Here is a 14,235-nt window from a genome sequence, read left to right on the forward strand (position 1 = left end):
CCGCCCCTCCATCTTCGGTCAATCACGGAAATGTAAGTGAACACTCACTTGCATTGCGGCCGCGCCATGCGAAGCTTGTCCCATGAGCGCCAAGCCCCGCATCGAACGCGCAGCCCTCGAGGCCTTCGTCGTCGAGGGCGTCGATGCGACCACGACCAAGACCATCGCCGCCCGCGCTGGCGTGTCCGAGGGCGCGATCTACCGCCACTGGAAGAGTAAGGACGACCTAGCCGTCGGCCTGTTCATGGACTGCCACCGCCGGCTCTCGACGCTGATCGAGACCGAGGCCGCGGCCGCCGACGGAATCAACGCCAAGGCCGCCGCCCTGGTGAAGGCCTATTGCGCGGTGGCCGACGAGGACTGGTTGCTGTTCTCGTTCCACCTGCTGCAGCTGCACCACTTCCTGCCCTACTACCAAGAGGACGGCCGCGACCCGGTCACCCTGATCGAGGACGTGATCAAGCGGGCGATGATCAATGCCGAGCTGCCGCCCGGCGACCCGCGCGTGCTGGCCGCCATGGCGATCGGGGTGATCGGCCAGACCGCCCAGAACAAGGCCTACGGCCGCCTGGGCGGCGACGCCCTCTCGGCTCATGCGCCCCTGATGACCGCGGCCGTGAAGGCCGTGCTTTTCGCTCGTTGAAGGATCAGACGTCCATGCGCAGCGTGCTGTTCAACGCCTACTACTGGGTTCTGTCGATCGTCTACGGCCTGTCGGCGGCCTTGTCCGCCCTGCTGCCGGGGCGCAAGCCGGTGGCCTTCGCCCTGCGGCTCTACAGCCAACGGATGCTGTGGGCGCTGGCGTTCTTCGCCGACGTGAAGGTCGAGCTGAAGGGCCGCGAGAATCTGCCCGACGGCCCGTTCATCATCGCCGCCAAGCACCACAGCTGGGGCGACGGCTTCGTGATGTTCGCCCATATCGACAATCTCAGCTTCGTGACCGGCGACCACCTGGAGAGGTTTCCGCTGGTCGGGGCGATCCTGAAGAAGTTCGGCGCCATCGTCGTCGACAGCTGCGGCGGACCGGAGGCCCGCGAGGCCCTGTCCAAGAGCGCCGCCCAGGTCGCGGCCGAGGGCCGACGGATCCTGATCTATCCCGAAGGCCATCTGGCCGCGCCGGGCGAGCGGTTCCGCTACCGGACGGGCGTCTACCACATGAGCAAGGACTTCGGCCTGCCGGTCGTGCCGGTGGCGACAAACCTCGGCTGCTTCTGGAAGCAGACGGAGAAGCTGAAGACGCCGGGAACCGCCACGGTCGAGTTCCTGCCGCCCCTACCCCAGGGCCTGGAGAAGGCCGAGTTCATGGCGCGCATGGAGGCGGCGATCGAGGGCCGCACCAACGAACTGATCGCCCAGGCGCGCGGTGAGGCGGTCAAGCCGTCGGTGCTGGTGGAATGGAACGGGCGGAAGAACGTGGTCAGCGCGCCGACGGCGGCCACGGCCAATCTTCTCCCTATGGGAGAGGGGTTTCAGCCGCCGGCTGGATCGTGACGCTCTCGCCGCAGCCGCAGGCGTCGGTCTCGTTCGGATTGTGGAACACGAACTTCGACGACAGCTTGGTGATCTCGTAGTCGATCTCGGTCCCGATCAGGAACAGGACCGCCTTGGGCTCGATCAGGATGGTGACGCCCTTGTCCTCGACGACCTCGTCGATCGGCCCCTTCTCGGCGGCGTATTCGAAGACGTATTCCTGGCCCGCGCAGCCACCGTTCTTCACGCCCACCCGCAGGCCGGCATAGGGTTTATCCGCGCGGTCCATGATCTCCTTCACGCGCGCGGCCGCGGCGTCGGTCAGGGTGACGACCTTGGGACGCGGACGGCGGGGACGGACGGTGATCGCGGTTTCCATGGCTTTCGAACCGATCAGAACATGTTCAGTTGCAGCTTGGCCTCGTCGCTCATCCGCGAGGCGTCCCACGGCGGCTCGAACACCAAATCGACATTGCAGGACTTCAGGCCTGGGATCTCCATCACCGCGTCGCGGACCCAGCCCGGCATTTCCCCGGCCACCGGGCAGCCCGGCGCGGTCAGGGTCATGTCGATGGTCACGTCCTTGTCGTCGCTGACGTCGACCTTGTAGATCAGGCCCAGCTCGTAGATGTCGACCGGGATTTCCGGGTCGTAGACGGTCTTCAGCTTCTCGATCAGCAGGTCCGTCAGCCGGTTCAGCTCATCCTTCGAGAGGGCGGTGACAGGCTCGGAAGAGGCGGCGGCGTCGGTCATGAGCGGCTCAACTGAAGAAACTGCGGGCCTTGGCCAGCGCGTCCACGAACGCGTCGGCTTCGGCTTCCGTATTATATAGGGCGAACGAGGCGCGCGCGCTCGACGTGACGCCGAAACGGCGCATCAAGGGCTCGGCGCAATGGGTTCCGGCGCGCACGGCGACGCCGTAGCGATCCAACACCTGGGCGATGTCGTGGGCGTGGGCGCCCTCGACCGTGAATGACAGCACCGCGCCCTTGCCCGGGGCCTCGCCCAGGATCCGCACGCCGTTGACGCCGCGCAGCTGCTCGGCGACGCGGCTGTAGAGGGCGTGCTCGTGGGCGAAGATGGCGTCGCGATCCAGGCCGTTCAGCCACTCGATCGCCGCGCCCAGGCCGACGGCCTCGAGGATCGCCGGGGTGCCGGCTTCGAACCGGTGCGGCGGGTCGGCATAGGTGATCTTGTCGAGGCTGACCGAGCCGATCATCTCGCCGCCGCCCTGGTAAGGCGGCAGGGCCGCCAGACGCTCGGCCTTGCCATACAGCACGCCGATGCCGGTCGGGCCGTACAGCTTGTGGCCAGAGAAGACGTAGTAGTCGACGTCCAGCGCCTTCACGTCGACCCGGGTGTGAACCACGCCCTGACAGCCGTCCAGCAGCACCGGCGCGCCGGCCGCGTGGGCCAGGCGGACGATCTCGGCCACGTCGTTGACCGTGCCCAGCACGTTCGACATATGGGTCACGGCGACCATCTTGGTCTTTTCCGACAGCAGGCTCTTAAAGGCCTCCATGTCGAGGCGGCCGTCGTCCAGCACCGGGATGAACTTCAGGACCACGCCCTTGCGCTCGCGCAGGAAGTGCCACGGTACGATATTGGCGTGGTGCTCCATCTCGGAGAGCACGACCTCGTCGCCGGCGTTCAGCGACAGGCCGAACGAGGCCGCGACCAGGTTCACCGCCTCGGTGGCGCTCTTGGTCCAGACCACTTCGGTCGGCTCGGCGTTGATGAAGCGCGCGACGCTTTCACGGGCCTTTTCATAGGCTTCCGTCGTTTCGTTCGCCAGCGTGTGCAGGCCGCGATGGACGTTGGCGTACGAGGTCCGCGCCAGGTCCGTCATGGCGTCCAGCACCACGTTCGGCTTCTGGGCGCTGGCGGCGCTGTCCAGATAGACCAGCGGCTTGCCATGCACGGTCCGTTGCAGGATCGGGAACTGCTCGCGGATCGCGGCGACGTCGAAGGGGGCGTCAAAAGCCATTAGGTGGGGCTCCCCAGCTTGCGGGCCACCCAGGCGGCGGCGATGTCGCGCGCGCCTGGGTGCTCGATCCGCTCGACCACCTCGCCGACGAAGGCGACGGTCAGCATCGCCTTGGCCTCGGCTTCCGGGATGCCGCGTTGGCGGGCGTAGAAGATCGCCTCCTCGTCCAGCGCGCCGATCGTGTTGCCATGGGCGCACGAGACGTCGTCGGCGAAGATCAGCAGTTCGGGCTTGGCGTCGATCTCGGCCTTGTCGGACAGGATCAGGGCGTGGTGGCCCATCCGCGCATCGGTCTGGTCGGCGCCTTGCGCGACCACGATGCGGCCTTGGAAGACGCCGCGCGCCTGGTCGGCGGCCATGCCCTTGGTCAGCTGGCTGGTGACGCCGTCGACGCCGGCATGGGTGACCACGGTGGTCTGGTCGGCGTGGCGTTGGCCGTCCAGCAGATAGACACCGTCGAGACGGACCTGGGCGTGGGCGCCGGGATGGTTGACCCGTGTCTCGATCCGTTGGCGGCGCGCGCCGGAGGTCAGCACGGTCTGGGCGTAGGTCGCGCCAGGAGCAAGATCGACCTCGGCGGTCACGACGTTGATCGCCTCGGCGTCGTCCTCGACCAGGACGATGCGCTCTAGCGAAGCGCCCTCGCCCACGGCGATCTCGAGCGTGACGTCAGCCACATAGCCGGCCGCGCGGCCTTCGTGGCTTTCCAGCAGGACCAGGCGCTCGCCGGCCTCCACGACCAGGCTGTGGCTGGCGGTCTGCGAGGCCTTGTCGGCCAGGGCGACGAAGCGCAGGGCCACGACCCCCGAACTGGCCAAGGCGACCAGGCGGCCATTGACGAAGACCGTCTCGGCGTCCGTCAGCTGGGAGAACGGACCAGCCGGAACCTCACCGTCATGCGCCGGCGCGGCCGGCGGCAAGGCGCGCAGCAGGCCCCGCAGGTCGGTCCAGCGCCAGTCCTCGTCTCGCCGGGACGGCAGCGCGGTCAGGTCGCCGGTCTTGAGGGCGGTTAAAAGGGTCACGCCGCGACGCCCGCGTACTTGTCGTAGCCCTCGGCTTCCAGCTGCAGAGCTAGTTCCGGGCCGCCCGAGGCGACAATGCGGCCGGCGGCCAGCACGTGGACCTTGTCGGGTTTGATGTAGTCCAGCAGGCGCTGATAGTGGGTAATCACCAGCATGCCACGCTCGGGCGAACGCAGGGCGTTGACGCCTTCAGAGACGATCTTCAGCGCGTCGATGTCGAGGCCGCTGTCGGTCTCGTCCAGGATCAGGAATTTCGGCGACAGCATGGACATCTGGAAGATCTCCATCCGCTTCTTCTCGCCGCCCGAGAAGCCGACGTTCAGGCCGCGCTTGAGCATGTCGAAGTCGATCTTCAGCGCCGCGGCCTTCTCCTTGGCCAACTTCAGGAATGCCGGGGCCGCGATCTCGTCCTCGCCGCGCGCGCGGCGCTGGGCGTTGAGGGCGGTGCGGATGAAGGTCAGGGCCGGAACGCCGGGGATTTCAAGCGGATACTGAAACGAGAGAAACAGGCCCTTGGCCGCCCGCTCGTTGGGCTCCAGGGCCAGCAGGTCGTCGCCGTTCAGCTTGGCCGAGCCCTCGGTCACCTCGTAGCCGCCACGGCCGCTCAGCACGTAGGACAGGGTCGACTTGCCGGCGCCGTTCGGGCCCATGATCGCGTGGACCTCGCCGGCCGGCACGTCCAGCGTGACGCCCTTCAGGATCGGCTTGTCCTCGACGCGGGCATGAAGGTTCTGGATCTTAAGCATGGGTCTCGTTGAGTTTTCTGTATTCCGCGTCGTGGCCCGCGAAGGTTCCGGCGACGGCGATCTGGCCTTGGATGGCGGCGTTTAACAGCGAAAGATCCTCGGGCGGGATCCAGTATTCCTCGTGGCCGGGCGTGCCGGCGACCTTGTCGCGATAGGCGGCCAGAAAGTCCGCCGAAACCTGGAAGCGCACGATGTAGCCGCGCCGATAGGTGCTATGGACGGCGTTCCAGTCGCGGGCCTGCTGGGCGGCATAGGCCTCGTCGACCACCGGCCGGAAGATCGGCTGCTCCAAATCATGCGGCGGCAGCTCGGTCCAACCTGACGCCTTGATCGCCTGCAGCTCTTCCATGCCGACGGGCTGGTAGAGGGTGACGGTCGTCATCCCACAGAGCCTTCCAGGCTGATCGCCACCAGCTTCTGAGCCTCGACGGCGAATTCCATCGGCAGTTGCTGCAGCACGTCCTTGACGAAGCCGTTGACCAGCAGGGCCACGGCCTCTTCCTGGCTCAGGCCGCGCTGCTGGCAATAGAACAGCTGGTCGTCGGAGAGGCGCGTGGTGGTGGCCTCGTGCTCGAACACCGAATGGCCGTTGCGGGCCTCGATATAGGGCACGGTGTGGGCCGCGCAGGTCTTGCCGATCAGCAGGCTGTCGCACTGGGTGAAGTTGCGCGCGCCCTTGGCCTTGGGGTGGGCGCTGACCAGGCCGCGATAGGTGCTGGTCGACTTGCCGGCGCTGATGCCCTTGGCGACGATCCGCGAGCGCGTGTTGGCGCCCAGGTGGATCATCTTGGTGCCGGTGTCGGCCTGCTGGTGGCCGTTGGTCACGGCGATCGAGTAGAACTCGCCCGAGCTCCCCTCGCCCCGCAGCACGCAGGACGGATACTTCCAGGTGATGGCCGAGCCGGTCTCGACTTGGGTCCACGACACCTTGGAACGGTCGCCGCGGCAGTCGGCTCGCTTGGTGACGAAGTTGTAGATGCCGCCCTTGCCGGTTTCCGGATCGCCCGGATACCAGTTCTGGACCGTCGAATATTTGATCTCGGCGTCGTCCAGCAGCACGAGCTCGACCACCGCCGCGTGCAGCTGGTTCTCGTCGCGCATCGGGGCCGTGCAGCCCTCGAGATACGAGCAGTAGGCGCCCTTGTCGGCGATGATCAGGGTGCGCTCGAACTGGCCGCTGTCCTTGGCGTTGATCCGGAAATAGGTCGACAGCTCCATCGGGCAGCGCACGCCCGGCGGGATGTAGACGAACGAGCCGTCCGAGAAGACCGCGCTGTTGAGGCAGGCGAAATAGTTGTCCGAGGTCGGCACGACGCTGCCCAGGTACTGGCGCACCAGATCGCCGTGCTCGCGGATCGCCTCGCTCATCGAGCAGAAGATGACGCCGACGGCGGCCAGCTCTTTCTTGAAGGTGGTGACGACGCTGACGCTGTCGAACACCGCGTCCACGGCGTAGCGCGGCGCGCCCTCGACGCCGGCCAGAACCTCCTGCTCCTTCAGCGGGATTCCCAGCTTGGCGTAGACGGCCAGCAGCTCCGGATCGACCTCGTCCAGGCTCTTGGGGCCATCCTTGGTCTTGGGCGCGGCGTAGTAGTAGGTGTCCTGGTAGTCGATCTTCGGATAGCTGACCTTGGCCCAGTCGGGCTCGTCCAGCTCCAGCCAGCGACGGTAGGCGTCAAGGCGCCATTCCAACATCCAGGCCGGCTCGTCCTTCTTGGCCGAGATGAAGCGCACGATGTCTTCGGAGAGGCCCTTGGGGGCGAACTCCTGGTCGATCTCGCTCGTGAAACCGTGCTCGTACTTCTCGAGCGCGGCGACGGTTTCGACAGTTTCCTTGACCGCGGCCACTACGCCACCTCCCGGCGCCGGGCGCCGATACGCTTCCAGGCGGCGAGCCAGGCGTCGCCGCACTTGATCCAATCGTCTTCCGTGCTCGCCCAGCCGCCGCTGACCCGCAGGGCGAAGGGGGCGAGATCGGACCGGCCCATGGCTTCCACCACGCGGCTGGCCTTGACCTTGCCCGACGAGCAGGCGCTGCCGGCGCTGACCATGACCCCGGCCAGGTCCATGGTCATGACCTGGACCTCGGAGCCGAAGCCTTCGCCCGCGAAACACAATGTCTGGGGCAGGCGTTGCGCGCCCTCCCCGAGCACGACAGCGCCTTGGGCCTTGACCCGTTCGGCCAGGGCGTCGCGCCAATGGGACAGTTCGACCATCGACGCAAGGCTTTCCTGCGCCGCGCGAGCGGCCGCGCCGAACGCGGCGATGCCGGCGACGTTCTCGGTGCCGGCCCGGCGGCCACGCTCCTGACCGCCGCCGTGCTGGCGACGGACGACGGTGGCGCGCGTTCCGGCGACCAGGGCGCCGACGCCTTGCGGCCCGCCCAGCTTGTGGGCCGACAGCGCCATGGTGTCGGCGCCGAGGGCGGAGAAGTCGATCGCGATCTTGCCCGCCGCCTGGACGGCGTCGACGTGCAGCCAGCCGTCGGCGGCGCGGACCAGGACCGAGGCCTCGGCGACCAGCTGGATCACGCCCGTCTCGTTGTTGGCCAGCATCAGGCAGACCAGGGCCTTGCCCGGCGCTTCAAGCGCCTGGGCCAGCCAGCCGATGTCGGCGACGCCATCGGCGTCGACCGGCAGAATCTCGATCGGCAGGCCCGAGACCTTGGCCGTCTCGGTCACCGCGTCGTGCTCGACGGCGGAAAGGATGATGCGTTGGACGCCGGCGGCCTTGGCGCTTTCGATGGCCAGGGCATTGGCTTCGGTGCCGCCGCTGACAAAGGTCACCGAACCCGCCGGCACGCCGACCAGGGCCGCGACCTCGGCGCGGGCCCGCTCGACCATGTCGCGCGCGGCGCGGCCGGCGGCGTGGACCGACGAGGGATTGGCCGGGCTCTCCAGGGCGCGCAGCAACGCTTCCTTCGCCTCCGGGCGCAGGGGCGCCGTGGCGTTGTAGTCGAGATAGACCGATGTGCGACGGATGCTCACTCGGCCGCGATCTCCAGCGGGCGGGCGGGACGCAGCTCGCCGTTCAGTACGTCGGCGACCGACACGCTGGCCAGGTAGCCGTGGATCTGGCGGCCCATCTCTTCCCATAGGCCGTGGGTCATGCAGCGCTCGCCGCCGGCCATGCAGCCCTTGGCCTGGCCCTTGGTGAAGCCGCAACGGGTGGCGCGCAGCGGTTCGTCGACCGCCAGCACGATGTCGGAGATGAAGGTTTCGGTCGACGCCTTGGCCAGACGATAGCCGCCGCCAGGGCCGCGGGCGCTGATCACCAGGCCCTTGCGGCGCAGGCGCGCGAACAGCTGCTCCAGATAGGACAGCGAGATCTGTTGGCGCGCGGCGATTTCGGCCAGGGCCACGGCGCGACCCTCGCTTTCGTCCTGGCGCTTGGCCAGGTCGGTCATCGCCATGACCGCGTATCGTCCTTTGGTGCTCAGGCGCATCGCCTTACCCCTTGCAGATTCCGCGCGCATCGGCTTTTGCGTGTGCTACAAGCCGCGACTTCGCGCGCGGGCCCTCCAGCCCGCGAACTGGTTGCGATCTAGGAAGACCAAGCGCAGTAGTCAAGTATTCCGGCGAGCCAAATCGTCGGGGCACGGGCCGCTGGCGAGCTCAAGGGAACGACATGCCTGATGTGATTTTGACCGGCGCGTCCGGGCGGATCGAAGGTCGCTATTCTCCGGGCAAGACCGAGACAGCGCCGATCGCGCTGATCCTGCATCCGCACCCGAAAGCCGGCGGTCACATGAACCACCCAGTGGCCGTGCAGCTGTACCACCTGTTCATGAAGCGCGGTTTCGCGACCCTGCGCTTCAATTTCCGCGGCGTGGGCCGCAGCCAGGGCGAGTTCGACGCCGGCATCGGCGAGCTGGCCGACGCCGCGACCGCCCTGGACTGGCTGCAGACCAGCAATCCGGCCGCCAGCCAGACCTGGGTCGCCGGCTTCGACTTCGGCGCCTATATCGGCATGCAGCTCTTGATGCGCCGCCCGGAGACGGACGGCTTCATTTCGGTGTCGCCGCCGACCAACATGTACGACTTCAGCTTCCTGGCCCCCTGCCCGGCCTCGGGCCTGTTCCTGACCGGTTCGGCCGACACCATCACTCCGCCGGTCGAGGTGGAGCGCGTGGTCACCAAGCTGCGCACCCAGAAGGGCATCACGATCGACTACGAGGTCATCGACAAGGCCACCCACTTCTGGGCCGAGCACCTGCCCAGCGTCGAGAAAAGCGTCAGCGACTATCTCGACAAGCGCCTGGCGGCGGACCCGATCTAAAACGTCAGAAGGCCTCCCGCGCGGGAGGCCTTTTTCGCTGCCGCCGCTCGCCTTATATATTCATCGATTGATGAATAATGATGGAGACGGTGATGCACTACGACATCGTCATCGTCGGCGGGGGCGCCGGCGGGCTGGAGCTGGCGTCGCGGCTAGGCCGCAAACTCGGCGGCCGAAATGGCAAACGCCGCGTTCTGCTGATCGACCGTTCCAGCTTCCACATCTGGAAGCCGACCCTGCACGAGGTGGCGGCCGGCACGCTGGATGTCCATCAGGAAGGCATCTCCTACTCGATCCTGGGCCGCTCGAACGGCTTCAACTTCCTGCTCGGTGAGCTTTCGACCTTCGACCCGACCGCCAAGCGCCTGACCCTGAAGGCGATCATGGGCGACGACGGCCAAGTCCTGGCGCCCGAACGGGCCATCAGCTTCACCTATGGCGTGCTGGCGATCGGGTCCGGCTCGAACCTGTTCGGCACGCCCGGCGCCGAGCAGGCCCATCTGCTGGAGCGCACCGAGGACGCCGAGGCCTTCCACGCGCGTCTGCTGGCGGCCTTCACCAAGGCCTCGTTCTCCGACGACAAGATCATGCGGGTCGCCATCGTCGGCGGCGGCGCGACCGGGGTCGAGCTGTCGGCCGAACTGATCGAGGCGCATCGCGAGCTGCTGGGCAGCCTGGGCGACGAGCAGCGCTTTCGCCTGGACATCACCGTGGTCGAGGCCGCGCCGCGCATCCTCAATGGCCTGCCGCAGAAGATCGCCGACAAGGCCACGCTGGCCCTCGAGCGCAAGGGGGTGGCGGTCAAGACAGACGCCAAGGTGCTGGCCGTCCGCCTCGACCGGCTGGAGACCAGCCAGGGCGACGTTCCGGCCGACCTGATCGTCTGGGCGGCGGGCATCAAGGCCGCCGACGGCAATGCCGCCTACGGCCTGGAAACCAATCGCGGCAACCAGTTCGTGGTCAACGCCCGCCTGGAGACCTCCGCCTCCGACGTCTGGGCCCTGGGCGACTGCGCCGCCGCGCCGTGGAAGGACGGCAAGACCATCCCCGCCCGCGCCCAGGCCGCGCACCAGCAGGCCAGCTATCTGGAGAAGGCGCTTCTGGCCCGTCTGGCCCAGCGCCGAGCCGAGGCGCCGTTCGTCTATCGCGACTTCGGCTCGCTGGTGTCGCTGGGCGACAATAAGGGCGTCGGGGCGCTGATGGGCGGGCTGGGCGGCCCGAACTTTTTCGTCGAAGGCTTGCTGGCCAAGTGGGCCTACATGTCGCTGCACCTGGACCACCACCGGGCGATCCTGGGCGTCGGCCGGACGGTGACCCTGGCGCTGGCGCGGCTGCTGCAGCAACGGGTGTCGGGCAGACTCAAATTGCACTGAAAACAGGTGTCATCCTGCAGGGCCCGCAGCGCCGATCCCGGCGCTCCGCTTCGCTGTGGCCGGGATGACACAAAAGGTTATGGGGTTACGATCCTTCCGCCCGTCATCGGCGCCTTCACCCCCGTCGTGCCCGGGAAGCTGATCGGCAGGCCCCTCGCCGTCCTCGCCGCGAGGTACGCGAACGCCTCGGCCTCGATGCTGTCGCCGCGCCAGCCGTAGTCCTCGGCGGTCCTGACCGGCACCGGCGCGCGTTCGGCCAGCACTCGCATGATCTGTGGATTGTGCCGGCCGCCGCCACAGACGATCAGGGCGCTGGGCCGCGCGCCCAGCTCGAACGCCTTGACCACGGCTTCCGCCGTGAACGCCACCAGGGTCGCGGCGGCGTCCTCGGCCGATAGCGGCTCGACCAAGTCGAGCGGGAAATCGTAGCGGTCCAGCGACTTGGGCGCGGGGCCGGAGAAGTAGGAACTGTCAAGGAACCGATCGAGGATCGCCTGGTCCACCCGGCCCGACGCGGCCAGGCGGCCGTTCTCGTCGAACCGGCCCAGCCCCCGCTCCTGCAGCATCAGGTCGATCATGCCGTTGCCGGGACCCGTATCGAAGGCCAGCAGATCGTGGTCGTCGCCGATCAGGGTGATGTTGGCCACCCCGCCGATGTTCAGCGCGGCTACCGGCGCGGCCAGGCCGGAGGCCCGGGCGCGGGCGGCGTGATAGATCGGAGCCAGGGGTGCGCCCTGCCCGCCCGCCGCCACGTCGGCGGTGCGGAAGTCGAACGCCACGGGCCGGCCGGTGGCCTTGGCCAAGCGCTCGGCGTCCAGTAATTGCACCGTCCGGCCGATCCGGTCCGGCGTCGGGCGTTCATGCAGCACGGTCTGGCCATGGACGCCCAGCAGGTCGAAATCGCTCCAGGCCAGGCCGTGCTCGGCCAGGAAGCTCTCGGCGGCGTGGAAGTGTTCGTCGGCCACGGCCTGCGCGGCCTCGGTGAAGATCTCCGGCGCGGGCTTGTCGCGCGGCCAGCCTCGGGCGACCTCGGTGGCGACCAGCAAGAGATCGCGGGTCTCCTCGCGGAGCTTGCGTTCGCCGGCGGGTCCAAAGCTCTGGATCTCTTCGCCGTCCGTCTCCAGCACCGCCATGTCGACCGCGTCGAGCGAGGTGCCGGTCATGAATCCAAGAATACGCATGATCCGTTGACTGCCATGGTCGCGAAACGGTAGCTAGACCCCATGATCGACGCCCCCATCCTGTTGGGTAGCATCCTGGCCCGCCCCTATTACCGCCCGCTGCCATAGCGGGAGGCCGACCAGACACGTCGCCACCCCGTCTCGCCGGGGTCGCTCCATTTGATCGATCATGCGCTCCGGCCCTCGCCCGGAGTCACGAAATGAAGCCCTCACATTCAGACCTCGCCGTGCTAGACGGCGCGCCATCTCTTTCCAAGACCGCCCAATCAGAGAGTCGATCCATGTCCGCCGCGTCGCCCTTCAAGTCGGAGTTCCTGCGAACCCTGGAGGCGCGTGGCTACATCCATCAGATCACGCACCCCGAAGAACTCGACGCCGCTGCGAGCAGCGGGATCATCACCGCCTATATCGGCTTCGACGCCACGGCCCCGTCTCTGCATGTCGGCTCGCTGATCCAGATCATGATGCTCCGCCGCCTGCAGCAGGCCGGCCACAAGCCGATCGTCCTGATGGGCGGCGGCACGACCAAGGTCGGTGACCCGACTGGCAAGGATGAGAGCCGCAAGCTGCTGTCGGACGCCGACATCGCCGCCAACATCGCCGGCATCAAGCAGGTCTTCGCCAAGTTCCTGACCTTCGGCGACGGGCCGACCGATGCGATCATGGTCGACAACGACGAGTGGCTTTCGAAGTTCGGCTACGTGCAGTTCTTGCGCGACTACGGCGTGCACTTCACGGTCAACCGGATGCTGGCCTTCGACTCGGTCAAGCTGCGGCTCGAGCGCGAGCAGCCGATGACCTTCCTCGAATTCAACTACATGCTGATGCAGGCCACCGACTTCTTGGAGCTGAACCGCAAGTACGGCTGCGTGCTGCAGATGGGCGGCTCGGACCAGTGGGGCAACATCCTGAACGGGGTGGAGCTGACCCGTCGCGTCGACCAGAAGGCCGCCTTCGGCTTGACGACGCCGCTGCTGGCCACCGCCTCGGGCGCCAAGATGGGCAAGACCATGGCCGGCGCGGTATGGCTGAACGCCGAGCAGCTGAGCCCGTACGACTACTGGCAGTTCTGGCGTAACACCGAGGACGCCGACGTGGGCCGCTTCCTGAAGCTGTTCACCGACCTGCCGCTGGAGCGGATCGCGGAGCTGGAAGCCCTCGAAGGCGCCCAGATCAACGAGGCCAAGAAGGTGCTGGCCGACGAGGCCACCCGCATGGCCCACGGCGAGGACGAGGCCCGCAAGGCGCGCGACGCGGCCGAGAAGGCCTTCGAGCAAGGCGCGCTGTCGGCCGACCTGCCGACCTTCGAGGTGCCCGCCGCGGCCCTGGAAGCCGGTATCGTGCTGGCGGCCCTGTTCGCCGACGCCGGCCTGGCCGCCTCGCGCGGCGAAGCCCGTCGTCTGGCCCAGGGCGGCGGCGTCAAGGTCAACGACAAGGCCGAGGCCGACGCCAACCGGACGATCACCTCAGCCGATCTGGTCGAGGGCGTCGTCAAGCTGGCCGCCGGCAAGAAGAAAATCGTATTGGTCAAGCCGGTTTAGTTGTTGCCGGTTTAGTTGGTTGACTGTCATCCCGGCCGCAGCGTAGCGGAGAGCCGGGACCGCCACGAACGCCGAGCTTTTGGCGGTCCCGGATCGCGCTTCGCGCGTCCGGGATGACAGTTTCAAGGTGGAGAAGCGTTCGATGCTGCAACCCGGCGACAAGGCCCCCGATTTCGACCTGCCGACCGACACCGGCCGGGTCAGCCTGACGGGCCTGAAGGGCAAGAACGTCGTGCTCTACTTCTACCCGAAGGACGACACCGCCGGCTGCACGTCGGAAGCCCTGCAGTTCTCGTCGGAAGTCGAGGAGTTCCAGAAGCTGGGCGCGGTGATCGTCGGCGTCTCCAAGGACAGCGCCGCCTCGCACGCCAAGTTCCGCAAGAAGCACGACCTGACCATCGAGCTGGCCGCCGACCCGTTGGGCGACGTCGTCGAGGCGTACGGCGCCTGGGTCGAGAAAAGCATGTACGGCCGCAAGTACATGGGCATCGATCGCTCGACCTTCCTCATTGATCGCGAGGGCGTCGTCCGCGAAGTCTGGCGTAAGGTTAAGGTCCCCGGCCACATCAAGGCCGTGATGAACGCCGCCAAGGCGATTAAGTAGCCTCTCGCCAAGTATTTCGCCCGCTACGGGAAC

Annotated in this window: 16 protein-coding genes; 6 read left to right on the forward strand and 10 right to left on the reverse strand. The window is 67.4% G+C overall.

Annotation, left to right across the window (positions count from 1 at the left end; translation table 11 throughout):
* The first annotated feature begins 82 nt into the window (after positions 1 to 82).
* Complete coding sequence (locus ABIC66_RS20000; protein ID WP_354072472.1) at positions 83 to 643, forward strand: TetR/AcrR family transcriptional regulator; 561 nt, start codon at positions 83 to 85, stop codon at positions 641 to 643.
* Entirely contained in the window at positions 640 to 1,491 is an 852-nt protein-coding gene (locus tag ABIC66_RS20005) for a lysophospholipid acyltransferase family protein (protein ID WP_354072474.1), read from the forward strand. Before ABIC66_RS20000 ends, ABIC66_RS20005 begins: the two co-directional genes overlap by 4 nt.
* Here ABIC66_RS20005 and ABIC66_RS20010 read toward each other — a convergent pair.
* Genes ABIC66_RS20010 through ABIC66_RS20050 form a run of 9 tightly spaced genes read right to left on the reverse strand, consistent with a single transcriptional unit; the run spans position 1,454 to position 8,670 of the window.
* The gene (locus ABIC66_RS20010; protein WP_354072476.1) at positions 1,454 to 1,849 is read right to left on the reverse strand and encodes a HesB/IscA family protein; all 396 of its coding nucleotides are present in this window, start codon (positions 1,847 to 1,849) and stop codon (positions 1,454 to 1,456) included. The genes ABIC66_RS20005 and ABIC66_RS20010 overlap by 38 nt on opposite strands.
* A gap of 14 nt (positions 1,850 to 1,863) precedes the next feature.
* The gene (locus ABIC66_RS20015) at positions 1,864 to 2,223 is read right to left on the reverse strand and encodes an SUF system Fe-S cluster assembly protein (protein WP_354072478.1); all 360 of its coding nucleotides are present in this window, start codon (positions 2,221 to 2,223) and stop codon (positions 1,864 to 1,866) included.
* A gap of 7 nt (positions 2,224 to 2,230) precedes the next feature.
* A complete protein-coding gene (locus tag ABIC66_RS20020) occupies positions 2,231 to 3,457 on the reverse strand; it encodes an aminotransferase class V-fold PLP-dependent enzyme (protein WP_354072480.1) in 1,227 nt (408 codons plus the stop codon).
* Positions 3,457 to 4,479 carry a Fe-S cluster assembly protein SufD gene (gene sufD, locus ABIC66_RS20025; RefSeq protein ID WP_354072482.1) on the reverse strand — a complete coding sequence of 341 codons (1,023 nt, stop codon included), beginning with the start codon at positions 4,477 to 4,479 and terminating at the stop codon, positions 3,457 to 3,459. Before sufD ends, ABIC66_RS20020 begins: the two co-directional genes overlap by 1 nt.
* Entirely contained in the window at positions 4,476 to 5,225 is a 750-nt protein-coding gene (sufC, locus tag ABIC66_RS20030; protein WP_354072484.1) for a Fe-S cluster assembly ATPase SufC, read from the reverse strand. Before sufC ends, sufD begins: the two co-directional genes overlap by 4 nt.
* A complete protein-coding gene (locus tag ABIC66_RS20035) occupies positions 5,218 to 5,607 on the reverse strand; it encodes a hypothetical protein (protein WP_354072486.1) in 390 nt (129 codons plus the stop codon). Before ABIC66_RS20035 ends, sufC begins: the two co-directional genes overlap by 8 nt.
* Positions 5,604 to 7,073, reverse strand: a complete 1,470-nt coding sequence (gene sufB, locus ABIC66_RS20040; RefSeq protein ID WP_354072488.1) for a Fe-S cluster assembly protein SufB — start codon at positions 7,071 to 7,073, stop codon at positions 5,604 to 5,606. Before sufB ends, ABIC66_RS20035 begins: the two co-directional genes overlap by 4 nt.
* Positions 7,073 to 8,212 (reverse strand): cysteine desulfurase family protein, encoded by a 1,140-nt coding sequence (locus ABIC66_RS20045; RefSeq protein WP_354072490.1) that lies wholly within the window; start codon positions 8,210 to 8,212, stop codon positions 7,073 to 7,075. The genes sufB and ABIC66_RS20045 overlap by 1 nt, the downstream gene beginning before the upstream one ends.
* Complete coding sequence (locus ABIC66_RS20050) at positions 8,209 to 8,670, reverse strand: Rrf2 family transcriptional regulator (protein WP_354072492.1); 462 nt, start codon at positions 8,668 to 8,670, stop codon at positions 8,209 to 8,211. The genes ABIC66_RS20045 and ABIC66_RS20050 overlap by 4 nt, the downstream gene beginning before the upstream one ends.
* A 182-nt stretch (positions 8,671 to 8,852) precedes the next feature.
* On the opposite strand from ABIC66_RS20050, the gene ABIC66_RS20055 reads away from it, so the two are divergent.
* Entirely contained in the window at positions 8,853 to 9,503 is a 651-nt protein-coding gene (locus ABIC66_RS20055) for an alpha/beta hydrolase (RefSeq protein WP_354072494.1), read from the forward strand.
* A 92-nt stretch (positions 9,504 to 9,595) separates the two neighbouring features.
* Complete coding sequence (locus ABIC66_RS20060) at positions 9,596 to 10,876, forward strand: NAD(P)/FAD-dependent oxidoreductase (RefSeq protein ID WP_354072496.1); 1,281 nt, start codon at positions 9,596 to 9,598, stop codon at positions 10,874 to 10,876.
* Between the two features lie 77 nt (positions 10,877 to 10,953).
* Here the strand turns inward: ABIC66_RS20060 and ABIC66_RS20065 are convergent, their stop codons facing one another.
* The gene (locus tag ABIC66_RS20065; RefSeq protein WP_354072498.1) at positions 10,954 to 12,057 is read right to left on the reverse strand and encodes an anhydro-N-acetylmuramic acid kinase; all 1,104 of its coding nucleotides are present in this window, start codon (positions 12,055 to 12,057) and stop codon (positions 10,954 to 10,956) included.
* A 200-nt stretch (positions 12,058 to 12,257) separates the two neighbouring features.
* Between ABIC66_RS20065 and tyrS the strand changes: the two genes are divergently transcribed.
* Positions 12,258 to 13,598 carry a tyrosine--tRNA ligase gene (gene tyrS / locus ABIC66_RS20070; RefSeq protein WP_354072500.1) on the forward strand — a complete coding sequence of 447 codons (1,341 nt, stop codon included), beginning with the start codon at positions 12,258 to 12,260 and terminating at the stop codon, positions 13,596 to 13,598.
* Between the two features lie 142 nt (positions 13,599 to 13,740).
* Complete coding sequence (locus ABIC66_RS20075) at positions 13,741 to 14,202, forward strand: peroxiredoxin (RefSeq protein ID WP_354072502.1); 462 nt, start codon at positions 13,741 to 13,743, stop codon at positions 14,200 to 14,202.
* Positions 14,203 to 14,235 lie beyond the last annotated feature (33 nt).

Origin of the sequence: Caulobacter sp. 1776 (genome assembly GCF_040545685.1) — a bacterium.
Taxonomy (GTDB): Bacteria; Pseudomonadota; Alphaproteobacteria; order Caulobacterales; family Caulobacteraceae; genus Caulobacter.

Coding starts and splice junctions, on each gene's coding strand:
- ABIC66_RS20055 (WP_354072494.1), top strand. CDS start 8,853: ATGCCTGATGTGATTTTGACCGGCGCGTCCGGGCGGATCGAAGGTCGC.
- ABIC66_RS20015 (WP_354072478.1), bottom strand. CDS start 2,223: ATGACCGACGCCGCCGCCTCTTCCGAGCCTGTCACCGCCCTCTCGAAG.
- ABIC66_RS20035 (WP_354072486.1), bottom strand. CDS start 5,607: ATGACGACCGTCACCCTCTACCAGCCCGTCGGCATGGAAGAGCTGCAG.
- ABIC66_RS20020 (WP_354072480.1), bottom strand. CDS start 3,457: ATGGCTTTTGACGCCCCCTTCGACGTCGCCGCGATCCGCGAGCAGTTC.
- ABIC66_RS20060 (WP_354072496.1), top strand. CDS start 9,596: ATGCACTACGACATCGTCATCGTCGGCGGGGGCGCCGGCGGGCTGGAG.
- sufC (WP_354072484.1), bottom strand. CDS start 5,225: ATGCTTAAGATCCAGAACCTTCATGCCCGCGTCGAGGACAAGCCGATC.
- ABIC66_RS20010 (WP_354072476.1), bottom strand. CDS start 1,849: ATGGAAACCGCGATCACCGTCCGTCCCCGCCGTCCGCGTCCCAAGGTC.
- ABIC66_RS20075 (WP_354072502.1), top strand. CDS start 13,741: ATGCTGCAACCCGGCGACAAGGCCCCCGATTTCGACCTGCCGACCGAC.
- tyrS (WP_354072500.1), top strand. CDS start 12,258: ATGAAGCCCTCACATTCAGACCTCGCCGTGCTAGACGGCGCGCCATCT.
- ABIC66_RS20050 (WP_354072492.1), bottom strand. CDS start 8,670: ATGCGCCTGAGCACCAAAGGACGATACGCGGTCATGGCGATGACCGAC.
- ABIC66_RS20000 (WP_354072472.1), top strand. CDS start 83: ATGAGCGCCAAGCCCCGCATCGAACGCGCAGCCCTCGAGGCCTTCGTC.
- ABIC66_RS20065 (WP_354072498.1), bottom strand. CDS start 12,057: ATGCGTATTCTTGGATTCATGACCGGCACCTCGCTCGACGCGGTCGAC.